The sequence below is a fragment of the Shewanella sp. M-Br genome (genome assembly GCF_036245925.1).
Taxonomy (GTDB): Bacteria; Pseudomonadota; Gammaproteobacteria; order Enterobacterales; family Shewanellaceae; genus Shewanella; species Shewanella oncorhynchi.
Window position 1 is genome coordinate 171,660 of sequence record NZ_BJBV01000008.1, and the last position, 22,172, is coordinate 193,831.

Sequence of the window (22,172 nt, forward strand, 5' to 3'; positions counted from 1 at the left end):
TGTCCCTTTGTTTAACCTAGGATTCATTACCGCAAGGACAAGAAGCCTGTTGTTGCACACAGGGTAAATGACATAGGTTGCTACAGTTAATTAAACTCCTCAGCAGTTTCTCGCTGGCACAAACGCGTGCTTTTTTATCAAGAAAATGCAAACGCGATAGTCGATGTATTTCCCTTCACTTGTTATTGCATTGTTTAAAAATCAAATACTCGCTTCACAACAAATACGACTTAACTACTAGGACAACTAGGCTAGACCCCTTAAATAAAAACACATCAATAAACATATAAAATCTATTTAATCAATACGATATAAATATAGCTATCATTTACCTTCCGTTAATCCTTTCTAGAATAAATACCCGTTTGGCCAATTGCGACATATTAACGGGACTCGTATCTTCAGGTCTGAATTTGGGATGCAAGTTGCTTTAAGCAGCCCAAGATATTTGATGCAAGGAGTCACCCGTGCCAAATACCTCTATACGCTTTTTGGTGCCGCTGATCTTGCTCTGTAGTTGTATGACTTCAGCACAAGAGCTGCATGTCAACGAGTTACCCGTAACCCTTCAGGCATTACTGGAACGTTCCGGTCGCGATAACCTTATCGAGCTGGTTCAACAAGGCACTGCCAACCAAGGATTACTGTTCCAGTCAGGCAGCGATAACAAGGCCGATGTAACACAAGTGGGCAATGATAACGATGCGCTAATCACACAGATTGGTTCAAACAATGAAGTCCAACTACTGCAAGTCGGCAGTCAAAATACGGCTTCAGTGACACAAATTGGCAATGACAATCTCGTGCAACTGAACCAACTAGGAAGCGGCAACTTTTCGATTCAACAGATTGCGGATGGTGCTGCAATCTCAATAACTCAATATTAAACAGGGAGCGTCACATGAAATCACAAGCTAAAAAATCACTTATTGCTTTGGCCATTGCAACAGGTTTAAGCGGTCAAGCTTTTGCTGCCAGTACAGTGAGTGAAATTAGCGTAGTACAGTCAGGTCAAGCCCAAGACACTTTAGTCTCACAAACGGGTGGCCTTAACGCTGCAGCGGTTGTACAAACAGGTAGAGATCAAACCGCAACCGTCATCCAAGACGGTGTGTGGCATGAAGCGGCTATTAATTCAACGGGTGATGATAACAAGGTCCAAATAACGCAACAAGTTGACTGGCATGTGGCAAGTGCAAATGTTTTAGGTGACAACAACAATGTAAATGTGTCGCAAGATGGTTTCTTTAACCAAAGCAGTAGCGATGTTACTGGTAACGATAACACGGTATTCGTTAACCAATTAGGCGAAGTCAACGAAAGCCAAGTTGAAATCACTGGCGCTGAAAACAGCGTGTTTGTTGAGCAAGAAGGCGACGCAAACTTTGCAGTTTTTCGCGTTGAAGGCAGCAACAACGACGGTAAAATCACACAAATCGGTGACAACAACCAAGCGGGTTTAATCGCTCTCGACTTAACCGCTAACGTGGGTAACAACAACGACGTTTCTGTTAATCAAGCGGGTAACAACAACTTTGGCGCGGCTAAGGGTATTGCAGGCGACAACAACAAAGTAGACATGGTCCAAAAGGGTGATAACCATGTAGGCTTCGTTTACGCACTGGCGGGCAGCAAAAACGATATTTCAATGGATCAAAAAGGTACCGGCAACACGGCTTATCTTGCTATGACTACGGGTGATGACAACAGTGTCGATATTACCCAAAATGGCAGCGGCAACACTATCGGTGATACTTTAGTGGCCGATATCCAAGGTGATGATAACGATATTACTATCACTCAAAAAGGCGATGTCAACGGTGCAGAGTTCCAAGTATGGGGCGATAGCAACGACGTTGACTTGAAACAAAAAGGCGATGCGAACTTCGCAACCTTTGGTGCATACGGTACAGATAATGACTTCGATTTATCCTCTAAAGGCGATAACAACGAAATCATTGCCTTCGCTGATGGTGAAGATAACAGTATTGAAGTTAGCCAAGAAGGCGATGAGAACTTTGCTTATGTAGATGCCGTGGGAAGCGATAACGAAGTTGATGTTGAGCAAGATGGCGCTGAGAACGAAACATTGATTTCTGTTGCTGGCAACAACAATGCCGATGTCAGCGCACTTCAAAGTGGCGATCTTAACGTTATTGACCTGATTATTGAAGGTGATGAAAACACCGCGCAAATTACTCAATCAGGTAACGGTAACTGGGTAGGCGGCGATAACGACACTTCATTTGCTTCAAATTCATTTGGCGTTAGCGGTGACAATAACAGCCTGTCAATCACTCAAACGGGTAATGACAACTTAGTGTTAGGTTCTCAAGCGGGCACTAACAACAGCATCAACGTGAACCAATCAGGCAATATGAACGTTGCCACTGTAGTGCAATACTAGTCAATACTGTTAAACCACCACAGCTAAACTCTTTGGTGGTGGTTTATAAAAAGGGTGTTAAACAAAAAGCGGGAATGTTTAAATAAACATTCCCGCTTTTCTATGTTGATATGCTAGTAATCATTAACATTAACCACTCACAGCGAAAAGCTAACGACCAATATCTTTAACTGACTAACTGCACAGCTCAAAGTGAGTTTGATAGGTTTGCGCCCAACGTAAAAGCTCAACCCGATTACGAGACTGGGTCTTGCGGAAAATAGAAGAAATATGTGCCTTCACTGTATGTTCGCTGATACATAACCTATGAGCGATTTCTTTATTTCTCGCACCACTCGATACGAATTGAATGATAGTGCGTTCACGGGATGTCAGCATCTGCAGCATAGCTACAGTATCAGAGGGCATTTCATTATTACCTTCTAACTTTTGTACAACACGGCGGAACATTTTGCTTAGTAAAGTTCTATCGTACCAAAGTTCCTCTGCCACCATTTTACGTAAACCCGTTAACATCAGATCCATACGTTGATCGGCAAATAAAATACCTCGAATGCCGAGCAACATTGCAGATTCTTGGTCTAAGGAGTCACGCTCAACTTGATACAGCGCCACAGGAAAATGTGACACTAATCGCGAAGCTAACAGAGGTATCCCTTTGTTATCTAATGCTGAACCTTTTTGGGTGATCAGATAAAAACTACGGCGACTCTTGTCTAAATCCAGTTCAGCCGCATGCTTTACTATACGCGTTTTCAAACCAATGGATTCAGCGAGTAACGCTAAATGACATGGCGCGGCCATTTGGTGTAAAAAAACCAATTCATTAATTGTGCTCAATGACTCTCCTCCCTGAAAAGTATTCTCTATTGCAAAATGGTATGTTTGACTCGTCTTTTTAGTTAGATTTTTCAACATTCCATTAACCTAGTTAATTCTGACTAGTTAACGATTGAAAAACATCACCCAAATGTACTATTCCCTGTTTAATGCTAGTAGGTTCGACTAACTCACCACAATAAAATGGAATAACAGTCAAAAATACCGTTTTACTTGGCCAACGCCCAGCACCTAATACTTTCCAACTATGACGTTATCAATCCAAAGTTGCAACACAAAGAAAACACAATAACAACACTAAAGTATGACAACTCAATGTCATCACACTCACACCATATATTTCAGAGAAGAAAGTCTTACAACTCGAACAGAGAGCATCACCCACTTTTAGCCGCTAAATCCTCTGCTTGAGTCTCGCGATTTGTTTATCTTGAAAACGAGACAGTAAAGCTAACGCGACAATTGCACCAATGAGGGCAAGAAACATGTCAGATTGGGTATCCCATACATAGCCTTGAGTACCTAAAAAGGCTTCAGCCCCTTCGCCAGTTGCCACGGCAACCCACCATTCGATCAGTTCATAAAACGCCGAAAAAGCGAGCACAAAACAAGTGGCAAGAAACGCGCACCAAGCCCCAGGTTTGACAGCTTGATTACGCAACATAATTTCACGGGCGAGCATGGCTGGGATAAAACCTTGCGCAAAATGACCTACTTTATCGTAATTATTACGTTCTGAACCCATCCAATCGGCAATCATGTCGAATAACGGCACTTCAGCGTAAGTATAATGAGCGCCTACAAACAACACACAGCAGTGTATTAAGACGAGAAAATACACTAAAGGTGTCAGTGGAAAACGTTTGCGAGTAAAGAATAAAATCGGTACAGCAATCAATGCAGGCAAGGCTTCGAGCCACCACGTGAAAGGATCTGCGGGTTTTATCGCCGACCACACCAAAACTGAGAGGTAAATACCGCACCATGCGATTTTGTTATTCAATGTTTCTTCCTCTTATGCGATATTGTTCTAAATTTAGAATATTAACTTTAGCCATCTAGCCCTCCACACTGAGCAAAAAAAGTGCTACTTTGGTGGGTGAAGGTTGTGAGCATATCATAAGAAACATTTCTATTAATTAGAGGGTACCCATATCATGGCGAAACATTCGCTGGACAAGGATAAGATCAAGATCCTGCTGTTGGAAGGCGTCCACCAATCTGCGGTCGATGTATTTGAACGTGCGGGATACACCAATATCGAATACCACAAAGCTTCCTTAAGCGATGAAGCCTTACTTGAGTCCATTAAAGATGCGCATTTTGTGGGACTTCGTTCGCGTACCCAATTAACTGCTGAGGTGCTGAAACGTGCCGAGAAGTTAATCGCGATTGGATGTTTCTGTATTGGAACCAACCAAGTTGACCTTGCCACCGCCGAATCCCTTGGTATCCCAGTATTTAACGCCCCCTTCTCAAACACGCGCAGTGTTGCAGAACTCGTGATTGGCGAAATCATTATGTTGATGCGGGGTATCCCTGAACGCAACGCTATCGCTCACCGTGGCGGCTGGATGAAAACCGCAGCGGGCAGCTATGAAGTGCGTGGTAAAACCTTAGGTGTGATTGGTTACGGCCATATTGGTACTCAGCTTGGCATTCTGGCGGAAACCTTAGGTATGCGTGTCGTGTTCTTCGATATCGAAGACAAACTGCCACTAGGTAACGCACAACAAGTCCATTCGTTAGAACTCCTATTAGCACAAGCTGATGTAGTAAGCTTACATGTCCCTGAAACTCCACAAACAAAAGACATGATAGGCGCTGCCGAGTTTGCAGCAATGAAAAAGGGCAGCATCTTTATCAACGCATCACGCGGTACTGTAGTCGATATTGAAGCTTTAACCGTTGCGTTAAAAGAACGTCACCTCGCTGGTGCCGCAATCGATGTGTTCCCCGTTGAACCACAATCGAATGACGATGAATTTATCAGTCCCCTACGCGGTTTAGACAATGTTCTACTCACGCCGCATGTCGGCGGTAGCACGGCCGAAGCACAAGAAAACATTGGTATCGAAGTCGCAGGTAAGCTCGCTAAATACTCAGACAACGGCTCAACCGTTTCTGCAGTTAACTTCCCTGAAGTGTCATTACCAACCCATAAAGGCACCTCGCGCTTGCTGCATATTCACCAAAACCGTCCGGGCGTGTTGATCAAGATCAACCAAGCCTTCTCGGAAAAAGGCATCAACATCGCCGCCCAATATTTGCAGACCACCGCAGAAATTGGTTATGTCGTGATGGAAGTAGATACAACTCAAGCGGAAGAAGCCTTAGTTGAACTCAAAGCCATTGAAGGTACATTACGTACCCGCGTGCTGTTTTAAACTTTAAACTCCACTCGCTTTAAGCCTATCGACTAAAGCACACATATTAAGGCGCACAGATCATTCACAGATATGTGCGCCTTATGCTTTTGAGCCAACTGGAATTCCGTTACAATCTAGCCTCTCACATCGTCTTCATTTTCAGGATCTCGCTATGACTATTTCAGTTTCTACGCCCCATTGGGATCTGGACGCTACCTTGCCTCCACTTATGCTTGCCAACTTATCTCATTTGGGCCTCATCAAAGTCGTTGGAGAACAAGGCCGCAGTTTTATCCATGGCCAAGTGACCACAGACATCAGCTCATTAGCCGATGACCAATGGCGCTGGGGCGCGCATTGCGATCCTAAAGGTAAAATGCTGGCCAGTTTCAGAACCTTTGCCATTCAAGATGCACTCTTTATGTTGATGCCAAAGGATGCCATCGAGGTCGATTTACCCCAGTTACAAAAATATGCCGTGTTTAGTAAAGCCACCTTAAGCAATGCATCCGCGGAGTGGACTCTGCTCGGGGTTGCCGGTGAACAGGCAAGCCAATTCGTGAACAAACATTTTGGTGACATTCAGCAAGAGCTTACACTCATTGAAAACGGGGCGATTTTAAAAGACGCTGAACGTTTTATTTTAGTATTAACACCAGATGCCGCAGCGGCTTTAGTTGCGCAATCGGAACTGAGTGTATTTGACGCCAGTGCATGGCAAGCGTTAGAGATTGCAGCAGGTTACCCCAACCTTGCTGCCAGCCATGCCAGCCAGTACGTACCGCAGATGTGTAATCTACAAGCGGTTAACGGTATCAGCTTCAATAAGGGCTGTTACATGGGGCAAGAAACCATAGCACGCATGAAATATCGCGGTGGTAATAAACGCGCCCTGTATATTTTGCGCGGTCACACTAGTCTTCAAATCACCCTAGCATCAGGCCTCGAAATCGCGATGGAAGACAGTTTTCGCCGTGGCGGTCAAATCATTGAGTTTGTACAGCGTGGCAATCAAGTCTTGTTAACCGCCGTACTTCCTAATGACACGCCTAATGATACTCAGCTGCGTTTTGCCGACGATGAACAATCACATTTAACGATCCAAGCCCTGCCCTACTCATTAGATGAAGCGTAATGCTTTGATTTAATATGATGAGTATAAAATATTGAAGCAGAATAAAGGCGCCAATGGCGCCTTTATCTTAGTCAATGCACTTCGAGCATCAATTTTCTAAATAAGTATCTCGAATGGCAATTGCTTCTGGCAGGATTTGCTTGAACTCCTCCACCAGCTTAGGATCGAAATGTTTTCCCGCTTGATTTTCAAATAGCTCCATAGTTGCTTCAATCGTCCAAGCCTGCTTGTAAGGCCGTTGCGAAGTCAGCGCATCGAACACATCCGCAATCGCGGTGATACGCCCTTCAAGGGGGATTTCTTCGCCAACCAAGCCATTGGGGTAACCTGAACCATCCCACTTCTCATGGTGAGTTAAGGCGATACGACGGGCCATTTGCAATAACGGATCGCTATGTTCACCAATAATCTCTGCACCTATGGCGGCGTGCTGCTGCATAATTTCCCATTCCTGCGCATCAAGTTTCCCTGGCTTTTTCAGCACTGCATCGGGTGTACCGATTTTACCAATATCGTGCATAGGCGCCGCATTAAAAATCAAGTCACAAAAGGTTGTCGGTAAGCCGAGCTTTATCGCTAATATGCGGGCGTAATGACTCATACGCACAACATGTAGACCCGTCTCGTTGTCCTTGTATTCAGCGGCACGGCCAAGACGACGGATAATCTCGAAACGGGTTTCTTCTAATTCGTGAGTACGAACTTTAACTTGTTGTTCGAGTAGACGTTTTTGATCATAGAGCGCAAGATGCGTTTTAACTCGCGCTTTAACGACAGGCGCACTGACAGGCTTAGTAATGTAATCCACCGCGCCCAATGCAAAACCTTGGGCTTCATCAGCAATTTCAGATAAGGCGGTCACGAAGATCACCGGAATATGGCTGGTCAGCGGCTCTTGCTTTAGCAGCTTGCAGACTTCATAGCCATTCATACCTGGCATCATGACATCGAGCAGAATCAAGTCAGGCCGCGATTTTGTCACTAACGCTAATGCCCTTGGCCCATCGATCGCCACTTTGACTTTGTAATCATCACCTAGAATACCGATCAAAATATCAATATTCTCAGGTGTGTCATCGACGACTAATATTGTTGCTTTTTCCATTAACAACTCCACTCAATGTCACGCATTATAAATTCGCACTACCGCTTTCTATCCTAACTGTGTAATTACATCGTCAATTAAGTCGATTGCCTCATCAAACTGATACTGATTAATCATAGACAAGGCAGGGCTTAACGCTTGCCACATTGCACTACTTACCTGCGGCTTTAACGCATCAATTTTTGCCACTGCGCTGGCATCGGCATCATCTAAGTTCTGCCGCAAGGCCTGTAATGCCGCCCTTAAATCTTCAGCAGATAATAAATCAACGGCTTGAGGTTCGGCTTGATTCACTATCACAGGCTTAGCCTGTTCAATCGCATCGCAGATAGAGGCCACTAGCGGTTGAATTTGAATCAATTCATCTTCATAGGACGCTTTCTCTGTTAAATGCAACTCAAGCAAACGCGCTAATTCCACCAATTTTGCCGAACTTAAATTGCCCGCTAAGCCTTTAAGGGTGTGGGCAATACGCACGGCATCTTCGACTTGATTCGCCGCGATGGCTTTGCGAACCTGCTCCACGACATTACGTTGACTGCTCACGAAACGATCAAAGATTCGTTGATAAAGACGCGTCGAATGCTGCACCAGTTGCAAACCTCTATCGATATCCAGCTCAGGGTGTTCTGGCCACTTGAGCAATACCGTTTTATCAGCGCCATTGCTGACTTCACCCTGTGCGCTGGACGAAGTTAACCGAGTTGAGGCTTCTGCCCTTATCGCTGCAGAAATTCCAGAAGAAGATCCGAGGTATTTCAATAGTGTTTGATAAAGCACATTCACTTCTATGGGCTTGGCAATATGGTCATTCATCCCAGCCCGAAGACACATATCTCTATCACCAGCCATCGCATTCGCAGTCATAGCGACGACAGGTAAATTTGCCAACTCAGGCCTTTTCCTTATTGCTTTAGTGGCTTGATAACCATCCATCACCGGCATTTGGCAGTCCATCAACACTAGATCGAAATGCTGTTGGGATAGCTTATCTAAGGCTATTTGGCCATTGGTCGCTATGGATAAAATAATCCCCACTTGCTCTAAAAACTCGCTGGCGACTTCAAGGTTCATCTCGTTATCTTCCACTAATAAGATACGTTTCCCTTGAAGTGGCAATAATAACTGCGGAGCCAGCTCTTCAGTGCGGCGTCTCACTGGCAATATGCCTTCACGGCCAATCGCATTCATTATGCCATCGAGCATGCGTGAGGCGCTGATGGGTTTACTGATGTACCCCGCCAGTGCTAATTGCTCAATTTGAGTGATAAATTCATGATTCGCATGGGCGGATACCATCAAGATCTTAGGCTGAGACTTAGCCTGTAGTTGGATCTGACGGGCGGTTTCTAACCCGTCCATATTGGGCATTTTCCAATCGATTAATGCCACTTCATAGGTCTGCAGTAAGCAGCGGTTTATTGCTTCTTCACCTGAACGAACCGTATCGACTCTAAAGCCCATACTTTCGAGCGTTGAACGCATTATGTCTCTGGCGGTCGCGTTATCATCTACCACCAGCACAGACATGCCCTCAAGCTCTTGCTCAAGCACTAATTTTTGGCCCTCGGAAATTTGTAACTTCACAGTGAAATAGAAGGTGCTGCCATGACCCAATTGACTTTCGACACCAATATTGCCCCCCATGAGTTCAACGAGTTGCTTGCAAATAGCCAAACCTAAGCCTGTACCACCGTATTTACGGGTGGTTGAAGTATCCGCTTGGGTAAAGGATTTAAATAATTTTGCTTGCTGCTGCTCAGTTAAGCCTATGCCGCTGTCACGCACACTAAAACGCAGCACAACATCATCATCTTGCTGCTCAACTAAGCTTAGCGACAATAACACCTCACCCCGTTCGGTGAACTTAATGGCGTTATTCATCAGATTAATCAACACTTGCCCTAACCGCAGCGAATCCCCTAACAGATAACGAGGCACATTGGGCGCAACGGCAAACAATAATTCAATCTGTTTGTGGGCGGCTTTCTCAGAAAACATATCGCTGAGATCTTCCAACATAGTGTCGAGCTGAAATGGCACAGATTCTATGTCGAGCTTACCCGCTTCAATCTTAGAAAAATCCAGAATATCATTGATAATTGATAGTAGAGACTGCGATGCCCGCTCAATCTTCTCTACATAATTTTTCTGTTTTTGATCAAGCTCTGTCTGCAAGCACAGCTGCGACATGCCGATAATGGCATTCATTGGGGTGCGTATTTCATGGGACATATTCGCCAAGAAGTCACCTTTGGCTTTACTGGCGGCATCGGCTTGCTCTTTGGCAAGTAACAGTTCATCGGAGAGTAATTTAAGCTCTGTCATATCGACCATGCTTATCACAGCCGATTCAAATTGTCCTTGGGCATCTAACAGTGCCGACACATTGACCGTCATCCATAAAGGTGCACCAGAAGGACGAATAAAGCTTCTCTCGCCACGATAATGGTCAATTTTGCCACCGACCAATTCCTTAAATTGCTCCTTGGCGATAAGCTTATCTTGCGCGCTAAGGACCTCAAAAATTGCGGTATTGCGTAAACTCTCCCGTGACCGCGCCATATCGGCACAGAATTGATCATTACAATCTAAGATAACGCCTTTAACATCCACATTGACGATACCAATGGTCGCACCATCAAACAGTGCCTTAAAGTGCGCTTCACTGAGGGCTAACTCCTGCTCTACGGTTTTGCGTTGGGTAATGTCCATCACATAGCCGTTCCACGTGATGCCACCCTCTTCACCCAAATGACCGCTCGCACCGGCTTCCATCCAACGTATGCTGCCATTGGGATGGCGATAACGAAACTCGCGGATCCATTGAAACCTATCTTCACTCTTACCCGAAAGTGCCCGCACGACATCCGGCCTTTCGTCATCAAAAATCCGCTCAGCGATGATGTCAAAATTACTAATAAGATCATCACGATGTAGACCCAGCATTTTCATTGCCGCACCAGAGAGAAAGGTAAATCTGCGATCAGTAGGCGAGTGCCACAACAATTGGTACACGGTACAAGGAATAGACTCTGTAATATTGGTCAATTGCAGGCGCGAAGCCTCTAGCTGTCCTATAGCAAACTTACTCTCTGTGATGTCATCAATACTGCCGTCGAACCAAAGTGGAACGCCCTCTTCGGTATAACTTGCCTTACCTTTCTCATGCACCCAGCGCACACTGCCATCGCGATGGCGGATACGATATTCCACTTCAAAGGTAGCTTGAAGTGCGAGTGCTTTATCCATTTCGTGCAGGCAGAAGCCCCGATCTTCCTCGATGATCAAAGAGATATAAGTACGATTCTGATTATTGATAAATTGGCTTGCGGCATATCCCGTAATTTCACCAATATTGTCACTGATATATTCCATTACCCAAATATCGCCAATACGTAAACGATATACGGCGCTAGGGATATTGGAGACCAATCCACGAAAACGCTCCTCACTCTCCCGAATTTTAAGTTCAACCGCAATTTTATCCGTCATATCGCGAATCGAAGCTGCAACTTGCTTTTGTCCATCCGCATCCGCAGGGAGCATACTCAGCGCAATTTCAGCAATAAATTCATTACCATCGGCTTTTAAAGCCCGAACATGACGCGCATTTGCCATGCCTCTATCGCGGCCTTCGCGAAGGAATTGTTGTCGCTCAAGAACATGTCGGGTTCCCAATTCTTGTGGCAGTAACTGCTCAACTTGCAAACCCAACATAGCCCCTGTATCAAATCCAAAAAGCTGCTGGCAACGACTGTTAGTAAAAACGATTAACCCCTGTTGGTCGACAATCAACATGGCCTCAGGCGCAGCCTCAAGCACGGCATTTGACCAAGCCGCCGCCGAAAACTGCTCAGTAACATCGGTAAATAACATTTCCACCGACATTAACTCACCAGTATCTGATAATAATGGCTGCATAAAGACATCGAGCCTTCTTAAATACCCTTTTTCATCCAGCATTTCCACTTGATGCGAAGGCACATTCTGGCCCTTTAAGGCTAAATCGGTATATTCCCAATTCTTCTCATTGAGGGGATTAGCCGAGAAGAGCCTTTGATATTTGCGCTTGAGCAAATCAGGGGAGATCCCCAGCACCTTAGTTACCCCCTCACTAACCTGGGCGAGTTGGCCATTAGGTTCGAGGGAACAATAGAAAGATTTATCACTCATACCATCAATTAGGCGCGCAAAGCGATTACCGCGGGAATCAAGAATGGCTTGTTCACGTTCTGCAAGTAATTCCGCCATTTGATTGAAGGTATTACTCAGCGTCACAATCTCACTTACGGCACCTTTAGGTACAATAAGCTGCTGAGTTTTACCCTGTCCAAAGGACAAGATACCCGACTCGAGTAGCTCTAACGGCCGAGTTAACCGTTTCGCCGCCAGATAACAAGTCAGCAATAATAAGAGGGTTAATAAGCTTAAATTGAGGATGATAGATGCCAGATCATCAAGCAGGGAGTTGAATAAATCTTGTTCTGGCGCTAATACAATCACACGCCACTTTAAATGCGGTACAGTCGCAATACTCGCAAGATAAACAACATCTTGGTTATCGACAAACCTTGCTTGACCATCAAGCCTTTTATCCTGTAGCGTCCAAAAATCGGCATTTTTATCTTTATTCTTATCGAGCCACTGGGCTGAAGTCGTTGCCAGTACTTTTTCTTTATCTATATGATAAATAAGCCGCCCTTGATCGTCTAAAACCACCAGACGATTTGGTGCAATCCCCAATTGTTTTGGCAATCCATCTAAGGCTAAATCAACCGTCGCAACCCCAAAATAATTACCTACCGCACCAAAAGGAGCCGAATAGGTCAACATCAGAATATTTCCCGCCCCCTCATCAAAGTATGCCTTTGACCAATAACCGTTCGCTTGATTGATAGCCTTGCTCCACCAATCCCAAGTGCCATCGGTATAGTCGTAGCCTTCAGCGCCAATATCGAGATAATGGAGATCGTCGCTGCCACTGGTGTCGCGGTAAACATAGGGGGAAAAGAGCTTTCGATTGGGGAAGGTATTAGGTTTAAATGCGACTGCGGAGCCAAAAAAATCAGGATTACGTTTGACTCGATTCATCAAGACACTTTTAACACTCTCAGTGTCATTCATGTCTTCTTTACTTGACAAAAAACCAATAAAATCAGCAAGACCTTGGGTTTTGGCCTGCGCATGCTCGAGCAGAAACTGCAGACGAGAAGCCGAATGACTCGCCTCTTGTGTCAGGCTATGGTAAAGCCGATTCTCTGAGGAGATATAACTAAACCAAGCGTTTACACCATAGACACTCGCCATAATTAAAATGAGAGGCAAGGCTATGTGGGATAAAATCCTACTGCGAAAAGTACGAAGTTTACTTTTTTCCATGGTGTCGCCCTAAAGCCCCCGATTTTATAAGCACTGCATTTAAAAATAGCACTTATAAAGTAAACGAAGAATTTAGTGGCGACAATGTCAAAGTTAAAATAATGTGAAGTAATTTATTGTTTTAACAATACTAATAAGCCGTCTCTAAGAAGCCGTCTCTAAGGTTTGATTAGGTAAGATACGAGCAAAATAACTTTGGGTTTCGGCGATAATGATATGCCTCAAGCCCACAATGGCGATCAAGTTAGGGATAGCCATCAAACCATTAACCGTATCGGCCAACAACCAAATCACATCAAGTTTGATAAAAGCACCACCCGCAATCAGCACCAAAAACACCACTTGATACATGCGTAACCCGCGCTCACCGACTAAGTAATACCAACAGCGTTCACCATAATAATGCCAGCCCAAAATCGTGGTAAATGCAAAACACACTAGTGCAATCGTCACCAAATACTGACCCACAAGCGCTGAGCCTCCCAGAGCAAAAGCAGCACTCGTCATCGCCGCGCCCGCAGTCTCACCACTCCATACCCCAGTGATGATCAGCACTAACCCCGTCATAGTGCAAATGATAATGGTATCGAAGAAGGTGCCCGTCATGCTGACCAAACCTTGCTCAACGGGTTCATTGGTCTTAGCGGCAGCGGCGGCAATGGGTGCACTACCTAATCCAGATTCGTTCGAGAACACACCGCGGGCAATACCGATTTGAATCGCCTGCGCGACTGTCGCCCCTAAAAATCCCCCCGCAGCTGAGAGTGGCGTAAAGGCAGATTCAAGCACTAAAGCTAAGGCGGGTAAAATCTGCTCGGAGAAACCGACTAAGATCCACACGCAAGCCAGCACATAACCAATCGACATCGCAGGCACAAGTTTTTGCGCCACATTTGAAATGCGCTTGACGCCACCCAAAGTGACCGCGGCAACTAACACAGTCAACACAGTCGCGGTCAACCAAGTCGGCACTTCAAAGGCAATCGTCAGTGCATCGCTGATGGCGTTAACCTGTGCAAAAGTACCGATACCGAAAAAGGCCACACCAACCCCAAAGAGAGCGAACAATTTCGCCATCCAAGGTAGACCAAGGCCGCGTTCGATATAATACATAGGGCCACCCGCAATCTGCCCGCGCGCATCGGTGGTACGGTACTTTACCGCCAACATACATTCAGCATATTTAGTCGCCATGCCGAAAAATGCCGCCAGCCACATCCAAAATAACGCCCCTGGCCCGCCCATTTTTATTGCCGTCGCCACGCCGACAATATTACCGGTACCGATAGTGGCGGACAGCGCCGTACAAAGCGCGGCAAAGGAAGATAAATCCCCATGACCTTTGGCGGGTTTAAACAATAATCCCATCGCCATCGGCAGACGAAATACTTGGATAAGCTTGAGACGCACAGTGAGGTAAACCCCTGTACCCACCAGCAAACAAAGGGTAATTGGGCCCCAGACGATGCCATTAATACTGGCAAGTAAAGCTTGAAAACTCATGATATTCCTCGAATATTAAACAACAAAATTAATAAACGGAGGAGGAAAAGAAATGGCTGTGACGCGCCGCAGTCGGACGCTATTGCAAACTATTTTGACCTAATCTCGGCCGAGAATCGCCTAAGCTGAACGCTAAAAGCGTAGCAAGCGAGAGCTCTACACGAGTGCTTTCAATAAGAGCAAAAGTGCTCCATCTCAAGCAAAAGAGTAAAAATAGCCCACGACGACAAACGACAGGGACTGTGCAGTCATCCTCTCCTCTGTCCTTTTGCCTGAGCGTTTCGCGTCGCAGGTTATACAATAACACCACAACACTTTCGCCTTCGGCGCCACCTGATTGCACAATGAGTGCAACTGGTAGTCTCTCCAGAGGCTCGTCCAGTAACAGTCCACGCCTATCGGCACCTGAAAGAGTGCTTTGTTTTTATAAGAAGACTCGCTTCTGTAAAACCAAAGTTGCCTCGTCGGTGTGGGGTCAATTCCCCACTCTCCTGCTACCTTCATCCGAACGGATTGCTAGATTGAGATTGACTCCCAAGCTAACAGGACGCACAGAATGCAACAAATGCGGCGTCAGCTCAAGCCGTTTGCTCACAGTTCGCGGAGGATTTAATCCAGTTGACTATTTTTACACCAAATGACGATTTATGTTTTGTTACTCAGTGGATGATCCTATTACAAGAAAAATCAGTATCTATCTGAATAGAAAATGCTTTATCTTGAACATAGAATGGCAATGCTAAATTGCGGCCACTAAGTAAGTTGCCGCCACAGTTTGAAACACGGCTTACCACACCCGCCGCCAATGGATATAAAGGAGTTGCTCAATGGCCGACGTCGCTAAGCTTAACCAAGTCACCAAAGGCTTTCGCGATGGTGAGCAATATCATCAAGTACTTCAAGCGGTTAATCTACAGATCCACAGAGGTGAAACCGTGGCGCTTACAGGTCCCAGCGGCAGCGGCAAAAGCACCTTACTCAACCTGATCGCCGGTTTTGAAATGCCAGACTCGGGTGAAATCTTGCTAGAACAAGCATCCACCTCAACTTGGCAAGATAAAGAGTGGAGCCGTTTCAGACGTAATTCCTTAGGTGTCGTGTTTCAGCAATTTAACTTACTCACGCCACTCAACGTGAAAGACAATATCGCCTTCTCCTTAAGTTTAACCGCGCAGCCATGGTCGCCTTGGTGTGACTATCTGGTTGAAAAACTTGGGCTGATGCCATTACTTCACCGCCAAGTTGAAGCCCTGTCAGGCGGTCAACAACAGCGTGTCGCCATCGCCCGCGCCTTAGCCCATAAACCGACCTTGCTACTGGCCGACGAACCTACGGGTAACTTAGATGATGTGTCAGGCAAACAAGTGATGGCACTACTGTGTGAACTGGCACGGGAAAGCCAAACTAGTATCTTGATGGTCACCCACAGCGAAGAATGCGCCGCCTTCATGCAAAAACGTTGGCATTTATCCCAAGGTGCAGTCGCTATCTATGAACAATAAACTGCTCACTAAGGCGACGCCCTCGGGGCTTAGGCTGACGTGGCTCAGCCTAAAGGTTTTTATCGCCCATTATCGCCATGCGCCCATACAAGCAGGTGCCATTCTGCTCGGTATCGCCTTAGCTGTGACTCTGCTCATTGGAGTCAAGGCAACCAACGACAATGCCGTGCGCAGCTATAGCGAGGCGACTGAGCTTTTGAGCCAACGCGCCGATGTGCTACTCACGCCGCCCCTTGGACAAAACACTTTAGATGAATCTGTCTATTTCGCCTTGAGACGAGCCGGATTAAGTCAGAGTCTCGCCGTCGTAAGTGGCAAAATCTCCAGTAAAAACGGTCAGTTCTGGCAACTGGAAGGCAGCGATTTGATCGCTGCATTAACACTACAAAAATCGAGAAGTAACGCCTCGACCGACACACAATCAGCCACCTCGCCACAGATGAATGACTTACCGCTTGCCGATCTCCTCAGCGGCGCAGCCACAGTAATCATGAGCCGCAGCCTAGCTGCCAAAGTGGCACCCGACGGTAAACTTGTTTTAGAAAATAGCACCTTAGATGTCATTGCAATTGATGACAGTTTTGGTCTCGGCAGCGCCATCTTGGCCGATATGTCCCTCGCCCAGCGATTACTAAACATGCAAGGCAGATTGAGCTATATCGCCATGTTCAGTGAGCGAGAAAACCTACCTAAACTAAAATCCCAACTCGACGCTTTAGGGATTACGCCGCAAAAGGCCAGTTTTAGCCAGCAAGATCAAGGCCAAGCACTGATAGCATTGACCCGCAGTTTTCACCTTAATCTTAATGCCATGAGCATGTTAGCCTTTGTTGTCGGCCTCTTTATCGCCTACAACGGTGTGCGCTACAGCCTAATGAAGCGGCAAAAATTGTTAGTGCAGTTATTACAACAGGGAATTGAGCGCCGCGCCTTGATGACGGCACTGATGTTCGAATTAATTTTGTTAGTTGTCATAGGCTCAAGTCTGGGCTTTATCAGTGGTTTGCAACTCAGCCACTGGCTGCAACCTATGGTCGCCATGACCTTAGAGCAAATGTATGGCGCCCACTTACTCCCTGGTATTTGGCAATGGACTTGGCTTTTTGAGGCAATTGCCCTCACCTTAATTGCCGCGCTCGCCGCTTGCTTGCCCTTGTATTTAGATCTTACCCGCCAAGCATTGGCGCAAGGGGCGAATCGTTATCGGCAAATGCAGGCACACCGCAAAAACCATAGCATTCAATTTGCCTTAGCCTGTGGCTTATTGACCTTAGCGGCTCTGCTGTTTCCCTTCAGCCAAAGCTATAACATCAGCTTAGTGTTGCTCGGTATCGTCGCTATCGCTATTCCCTTATTGTTACCACAATTATTGCATTGGGGCGTCAGTGCGTTAATGCCCTTGGCACGTCCTGGATTATGGCAATATCTGCTCGCCGAAACCCGTGAGCTTATTGCACCGCTTTCCTTGGCTATGATGGCGATCTTACTGGCGCTCAGTGCCAATGTGTCGATGAACACCCTAGTGGGTAGCTTCGAACAAACCCTGCGAACTTGGCTAGAAACTCGCTTGCATGCCGATCTCTATATCCGCCCACCGAGCCAGCGTATCGACACTATTCAAACCCAATTGATGCACGATCCTAGAGTCAGCGGTCTTTATCAGCAGTGGCAAATTGAAGCCCAGCTTTCACTGCCAGTTTCGACGGATAATCCGAGCGAGCAGACGATTCCGGTGAGCCTACTCAGCCGCGATGAATTTTCGACTAGGCACACCAGTGCGCTTAAGGAAAGCCTGCCCACATTGTGGCAATCCTACTTTAATGCACCCGTTGTATTGGTGAGCGAACCTCTTGCCATCAAATACCAATTACAGCTTGGTGATACTGTGTCATTGGATGTGCTCGAGAAAACAGGTAACAGCAAAGCCATTATTGGCGGCATTTATTATGACCACGGCAATACCCGAAACGAGGTGATTATCAGCCAGCCACTTTGGCACCGGGCCCAGTTACCTGTACTGCCGGTGAGTTTAGCGGCAAGTTTTCACGGTAAAGAGCAAGGCAGTAGGATAAGTGAAGCGCAGCTTGATCAACTACAAGTCCAACTGGCGACTGAGTTAGGTTTATCCCAAGCACAAATCTACAGCCAAACTAAGATTAAAACCCAAGCTATCGCTATGTTTAAACGCACTTTTTCCATTACCTTAGTGCTGAATAGTTTAACCTTGATTGTCGCCGCGATTGGCCTCTTTAGTGCCTGCTTAATGTTGACTCAGGCAAGGCAAGCGCCACTGGCACGGCTGTATTCCCTCGGCGTCAGTCGTAATGCTCTGCGCGGTATGGTGTTTATGCAGATGTTGATTGTGGTACTGATCACTTGCCTGCTCGCTATGCCAACGGGCGCGCTGTTAGGTTACCTGCTTATTAATAAGATCACCTTGCAAGCCTTTGGCTGGACGATAAAAATGATTTGGGATTGGCAAGCCTATGGCGAAGCAATACTGATTGCCTTAACCACCTGCACCTTAGCCGTACTCTTACCGCTGTATTGGCAAACCCGCAAGCCACTGGTCGCCAGTCTGCAGCAGGAGACCCTGTGATGAAAACACTCAATCTAAACAGTATTGTATGGGCAGTAGTTGGGTTAATGCTTATCGGCGGCTGTGATAAAACGCCATCAACGCAAAACACTCAGTCCAAATCCATGGCCAATGTGGTGGGGAAAACCTCTACTAATCAAGATGATTTAGCTTTTACGCCTGTTGTTCCCGGCTATAGATTTGAATTTCCGCGGGATCACTTGGCGCACAATGGCTTTCGCCAGGAATGGTGGTATCTGACCGCGAATTTAACGACAGAAACAGGTGAGCAACTCGGCGCTCAGTGGACTCAGTTTAGAGTCGCCCTGAAACCCACAACTCTGCAAACAATCGCTCCACAAATAATAGTTCCGCAAGTAACAGATGCAACGCCCAAAAGTGAATCCACTTGGGAGACTCAGCAGCTTTACTTGGCCCACAGCGCATTAACCTCGAGTAATGCTCACTTGGCCCACGAAAAGTGGTCGCGCCGCCATAGCGAGTTTGCCGAGGTGAAATTAGATCCTTATCAAATCCGCCTCGATAACTGGCACTGGCAGAGCGAAACCAATGCACTCTTTCCCGCGACCTTAACGGTGGAGAATCCTGATTTTAGCTATCGACTTCAGCTGAATAGCCAAGCGCCACTGCAATACCAAGGCGCTAACGGCTATAGCCTTAAAAGTCGCGATGGCCAAGTGGCCTCTTACTATTACAGCCAACCCTTTATTGAAATTTCAGGTGAAATCAACCGCAATGGCAAAATGGAGCGAGTCACAGGCCAAGGCTGGCTCGACAGAGAATGGAGCTCGCAATTTCTCACTAAAACGCAACAAGGCTGGGATTGGTTCGCGCTCAGGTTAAACGATGACTCGACGCTGATGTTGTTTCAGCTACGGGATCAGTCTTCAGCAGAGTCCGCAAAGAATACACCTATCTCAGCATTTTATAGCGCCAGAAGAATGTTTGCCGATGGCACTGGGCGCAACATCAATTCCACTGACAATCCCAATGACATTCAGATGACGCCTCTTAAATGGCAACACACAGTCAATGGCGACTATCCCGTTAGCTGGCAGGTAAAAATCCCCAGCGAAAATATCGATCTCACTATCACCCCGCTCAATACCAATAGCGCTATGCCATTATCAACGCCCTACTGGGAAGGCCCAGTGCAACTCTCTGGCAGCCATACAGGTACGGGTTATATGGAGCTAACGGGCTATTGAGCCTAAACATCGCTCTTAATAACCAGAAATGCTAAGTCAGCGCGAAGTAACATAACAAGATAGCCATGTTGAAAAAATCATCTTAAGCCACTGTTATATAAGGATATATCAACATCAGATACGTGACCAAGCCCACAATAACGCCCTATTTGCGATCGAGTTAAAGACTAATAATCAACCAATTGTTGCATTTTAAAGTCAACCCAAATACATTATCATAAAATCAAATGACAACGTTGTCATAACATAAAAGAAACAGTTTAACTCTCGTATTTATGAGTAACTGCAATACGCATCAGCCAGCACAAATGGAGTTGTTAATGAGTTCTATCATCCGCATAGAGAAAGGGTTTACCTTAATTGAACTCATGATCGTCGTAGCCATCATCGGCATTCTCGCCGCTATCGCTATCCCTTCTTTTTCCGAATACCTAAAGCAAGGTCGTCGTTTCGATGCCCAGCAATATTTGATGACGAGCGTGCAAGCATTAGAACGCAATTATTCCCGTCAAGGTAAGTATCCTGCTGCGCAAACCTTAACCAACAGTCCTTACTACACTTTTAGCTACACACCGGCGGACGACAAGTTAAGTTTCTCCCTCTCGGCAGTCCCAACCAGCCGCCAATCGGATAGCTGTGGCACCTTAAGCATTAATCAGAAAGGCGTGCGAACTCCTGCTGCCAATTGTTGGACAAATTAAATGTCGAACACGTGGAATCAAGGATTTAACTTAGTTGAGCTTATGGTTACCGTCGCGATTATCGGTATTTTAGGCAGCTTAGCCCTCCCTTCGTACCGCGATGTTATGGCACGTGAACAGCTAACCGCTGCCGCGAATGAATTGGTCTCTAGCTATAAATTTGCCCGCAGCGAAGCGATAAAACGCAGCACTTCAATTACCCTCACGGCAACAGAAGCGGGACTTTGGGTCATTAAAGATAGCGACGATAACGAATTGAAGGTTTTTACGCCCCCGACACGTGGGGTTGCTGTAACAGGACTGGCTAGTATCAGCATCAGTGCCACGGGCAATACAGCCAAAACCAGTATTTCATTGGCGAACAGTCAAGGTGAAAACATGAATTTATGCATTTTACCGAGCGGCCAAAGTCAGCTTCAGAGCGGGGATTGTGCATGAAAGCCTTTAATCACGTAGGTAAAAAACACCTTGGCTTTACCATGACAGAAGTTTTAGTCTCACTCGTGGTATCAGTCACTTCATTGCTTGCACTGGCAAAAGCGCAGCTATCATCGCTACAACATGCCACCAATAGCTTTCAATACACAGTTGCCACAGTGCAAGCGCAAAATGTCATTGAACAGATTTGGCCAAGGTTATGCGAAGTGCAAAAGCAACCCGCCCGCTTCGAAGATATCAATTTTAGAGCCAGTTTAAGCCAAGATTTCCCCGTAGGCTTTGACTTAGTGTTACCCGCCACTTATCAAGACAACATGGCAATTACTGTGACTTGGCAAGATGGTCGAGTCGATACCGATAATAGCGTCAGTCTTAACGCCAGTTTTCCCCATCTGTGTAAGGCCTAACTGTGATTTCAGCTCATCACACTCAATGGAGACACATTAAACCCGCCTTAAGACAATCGGGGTTTAGCTTATCCGAACTGATGATTGCCATGGTATTAGGGCTGATCATCATGATCGCTGTGATCAATTTCTTTGCGCCACTTAAGGCCACCGTTGAGGAAAGTAAACGTCTAGAAAATGCCGCTGACGCCTTAAGATACGCCACGCTAACGCTCAGTAAAAGCATCAAACAGGCTGATAACGTCGCCCTTGTATCGGCTAACGAACTCGTCTTAAGCACGCGCGCCTCCGCAAGCCAACCAAGTATTAGCTGTTTAGGCCAAAGTAAAACCGCTGATTATATTGAAACATTTAGCTTTATGGCACCTAACTTATCCTGCAACGATGGTGATGGCGCGCAAACACTCCTCACCGGGCTAGAAGCGGCTCACTTCTCTCAAGCTGGTGAACTCGTCAGCATCAATCTGAAGCCCTTAGCTTTGCCGACGCAATATGGTCAGGGTATTAGCTTGCAGGTCGCACTGCGTAAACCCCTTTGGCAACAAGCCATTAATTCACAACAAGTGCCATAGGCAC

The 22,172-nt window shown here is 46.2% G+C and carries 16 protein-coding genes and 1 riboswitch; of the genes, 11 read left to right on the forward strand and 5 right to left on the reverse strand.

Going from position 1 to position 22,172, the window contains the following annotated elements; all coding sequences use genetic code 11:
- Positions 1-467: 467 nt before the first annotated feature.
- Positions 468-887, forward strand: coding sequence for a curlin (locus AAA952_RS08980; RefSeq protein WP_338256236.1), 420 nt, complete (start codon positions 468-470; stop codon positions 885-887).
- A 14-nt stretch (positions 888-901) separates the two neighbouring features.
- A complete protein-coding gene (locus tag AAA952_RS08985; protein ID WP_338256238.1) occupies positions 902-2,407 on the forward strand; it encodes a curlin in 1,506 nt (501 codons plus the stop codon).
- 174 nt (positions 2,408-2,581) lie between these two features.
- Here AAA952_RS08985 and AAA952_RS08990 read toward each other — a convergent pair whose 3' ends face one another.
- Positions 2,582-3,247 (reverse strand): helix-turn-helix transcriptional regulator, encoded by a 666-nt coding sequence (locus AAA952_RS08990; protein ID WP_014611267.1) that lies wholly within the window; start codon positions 3,245-3,247, stop codon positions 2,582-2,584.
- Between the two features lie 394 nt (positions 3,248-3,641).
- Complete coding sequence (locus AAA952_RS08995; RefSeq protein WP_168822493.1) at positions 3,642-4,250, reverse strand: DUF2238 domain-containing protein; 609 nt, start codon at positions 4,248-4,250, stop codon at positions 3,642-3,644.
- Between the two features lie 154 nt (positions 4,251-4,404).
- On the opposite strand from AAA952_RS08995, the gene serA reads away from it, so the two are divergent.
- Together serA and ygfZ are read left to right on the forward strand one after the other, a co-directional pair.
- Positions 4,405-5,634, forward strand: a complete 1,230-nt coding sequence (serA, locus tag AAA952_RS09000; RefSeq protein WP_105251515.1) for a phosphoglycerate dehydrogenase — start codon at positions 4,405-4,407, stop codon at positions 5,632-5,634.
- 154 nt (positions 5,635-5,788) lie between these two features.
- Positions 5,789-6,751, forward strand: a complete 963-nt coding sequence (gene ygfZ / locus AAA952_RS09005; RefSeq protein ID WP_338256247.1) for a tRNA-modifying protein YgfZ — start codon at positions 5,789-5,791, stop codon at positions 6,749-6,751.
- An 88-nt stretch (positions 6,752-6,839) separates the two neighbouring features.
- Here ygfZ and AAA952_RS09010 read toward each other — a convergent pair whose 3' ends face one another.
- The 3 genes from AAA952_RS09010 to AAA952_RS09020 form a co-directional block, all read right to left on the reverse strand.
- A complete protein-coding gene (locus AAA952_RS09010; RefSeq protein WP_028759378.1) occupies positions 6,840-7,856 on the reverse strand; it encodes a response regulator in 1,017 nt (338 codons plus the stop codon).
- 48 nt (positions 7,857-7,904) lie between these two features.
- Positions 7,905-13,238 (reverse strand): PAS domain S-box protein, encoded by a 5,334-nt coding sequence (locus tag AAA952_RS09015; protein WP_338256250.1) that lies wholly within the window; start codon positions 13,236-13,238, stop codon positions 7,905-7,907.
- A gap of 144 nt (positions 13,239-13,382) precedes the next feature.
- A complete protein-coding gene (locus tag AAA952_RS09020) occupies positions 13,383-14,741 on the reverse strand; it encodes an alanine/glycine:cation symporter family protein (protein ID WP_263178619.1) in 1,359 nt (452 codons plus the stop codon).
- A gap of 250 nt (positions 14,742-14,991) precedes the next feature.
- A riboswitch (glycine riboswitch) is annotated at positions 14,992-15,121 on the reverse strand.
- Between the two features lie 447 nt (positions 15,122-15,568).
- Here AAA952_RS09020 and AAA952_RS09025 point away from each other — a divergent pair.
- The 7 genes from AAA952_RS09025 (at position 15,569) to AAA952_RS09055 (ending at position 22,168) form a co-directional block, all read left to right on the forward strand.
- On the forward strand, positions 15,569-16,243 hold the full coding sequence (locus AAA952_RS09025; RefSeq protein ID WP_105251511.1) for an ABC transporter ATP-binding protein: 675 nt from the start codon (positions 15,569-15,571) through the stop codon (positions 16,241-16,243).
- On the forward strand, positions 16,233-18,842 hold the full coding sequence (locus tag AAA952_RS09030) for an ABC transporter permease (RefSeq protein ID WP_338256257.1): 2,610 nt from the start codon (positions 16,233-16,235) through the stop codon (positions 18,840-18,842). Before AAA952_RS09025 ends, AAA952_RS09030 begins: the two co-directional genes overlap by 11 nt.
- Positions 18,842-20,050 carry a lipocalin-like domain-containing protein gene (locus AAA952_RS09035; RefSeq protein ID WP_338256258.1) on the forward strand — a complete coding sequence of 403 codons (1,209 nt, stop codon included), beginning with the start codon at positions 18,842-18,844 and terminating at the stop codon, positions 20,048-20,050. The genes AAA952_RS09030 and AAA952_RS09035 overlap by 1 nt, the downstream gene beginning before the upstream one ends.
- A 320-nt stretch (positions 20,051-20,370) precedes the next feature.
- Positions 20,371-20,751: a type IV pilin protein gene (locus AAA952_RS09040; protein ID WP_006086002.1), complete on the forward strand. Its 381-nt coding sequence runs from the start codon at positions 20,371-20,373 to the stop codon at positions 20,749-20,751.
- Positions 20,752-21,189, forward strand: a complete 438-nt coding sequence (locus AAA952_RS09045) for a GspH/FimT family pseudopilin (protein ID WP_338256262.1) — start codon at positions 20,752-20,754, stop codon at positions 21,187-21,189.
- Positions 21,186-21,596 (forward strand): type IV pilus modification PilV family protein, encoded by a 411-nt coding sequence (locus tag AAA952_RS09050; RefSeq protein ID WP_131525378.1) that lies wholly within the window; start codon positions 21,186-21,188, stop codon positions 21,594-21,596. Before AAA952_RS09045 ends, AAA952_RS09050 begins: the two co-directional genes overlap by 4 nt.
- 2 nt (positions 21,597-21,598) lie before the next feature.
- Positions 21,599-22,168: a PilW family protein gene (locus AAA952_RS09055; protein ID WP_131525379.1), complete on the forward strand. Its 570-nt coding sequence runs from the start codon at positions 21,599-21,601 to the stop codon at positions 22,166-22,168.
- Positions 22,169-22,172: the final 4 nt, after the last annotated feature.

Bases quoted from the DNA above. Each gene is read 5' to 3' on its own strand.
- AAA952_RS08985 (WP_338256238.1), top strand. From the start codon at position 902: ATGAAATCACAAGCTAAAAAATCACTTATTGCTTTGGCCATTGCAACA.
- serA (WP_105251515.1), top strand. From the start codon at position 4,405: ATGGCGAAACATTCGCTGGACAAGGATAAGATCAAGATCCTGCTGTTG.
- ygfZ (WP_338256247.1), top strand. From the start codon at position 5,789: ATGACTATTTCAGTTTCTACGCCCCATTGGGATCTGGACGCTACCTTG.
- AAA952_RS09010 (WP_028759378.1), bottom strand. From the start codon at position 7,856: ATGGAAAAAGCAACAATATTAGTCGTCGATGACACACCTGAGAATATT.
- AAA952_RS09015 (WP_338256250.1), bottom strand. From the start codon at position 13,238: ATGGAAAAAAGTAAACTTCGTACTTTTCGCAGTAGGATTTTATCCCAC.
- AAA952_RS09020 (WP_263178619.1), bottom strand. From the start codon at position 14,741: ATGAGTTTTCAAGCTTTACTTGCCAGTATTAATGGCATCGTCTGGGGC.
- AAA952_RS09025 (WP_105251511.1), top strand. From the start codon at position 15,569: ATGGCCGACGTCGCTAAGCTTAACCAAGTCACCAAAGGCTTTCGCGAT.
- AAA952_RS09030 (WP_338256257.1), top strand. From the start codon at position 16,233: ATGAACAATAAACTGCTCACTAAGGCGACGCCCTCGGGGCTTAGGCTG.
- AAA952_RS09035 (WP_338256258.1), top strand. From the start codon at position 18,842: ATGAAAACACTCAATCTAAACAGTATTGTATGGGCAGTAGTTGGGTTA.
- AAA952_RS09040 (WP_006086002.1), top strand. From the start codon at position 20,371: ATGAGTTCTATCATCCGCATAGAGAAAGGGTTTACCTTAATTGAACTC.
- AAA952_RS09045 (WP_338256262.1), top strand. From the start codon at position 20,752: ATGTCGAACACGTGGAATCAAGGATTTAACTTAGTTGAGCTTATGGTT.
- AAA952_RS09050 (WP_131525378.1), top strand. From the start codon at position 21,186: ATGAAAGCCTTTAATCACGTAGGTAAAAAACACCTTGGCTTTACCATG.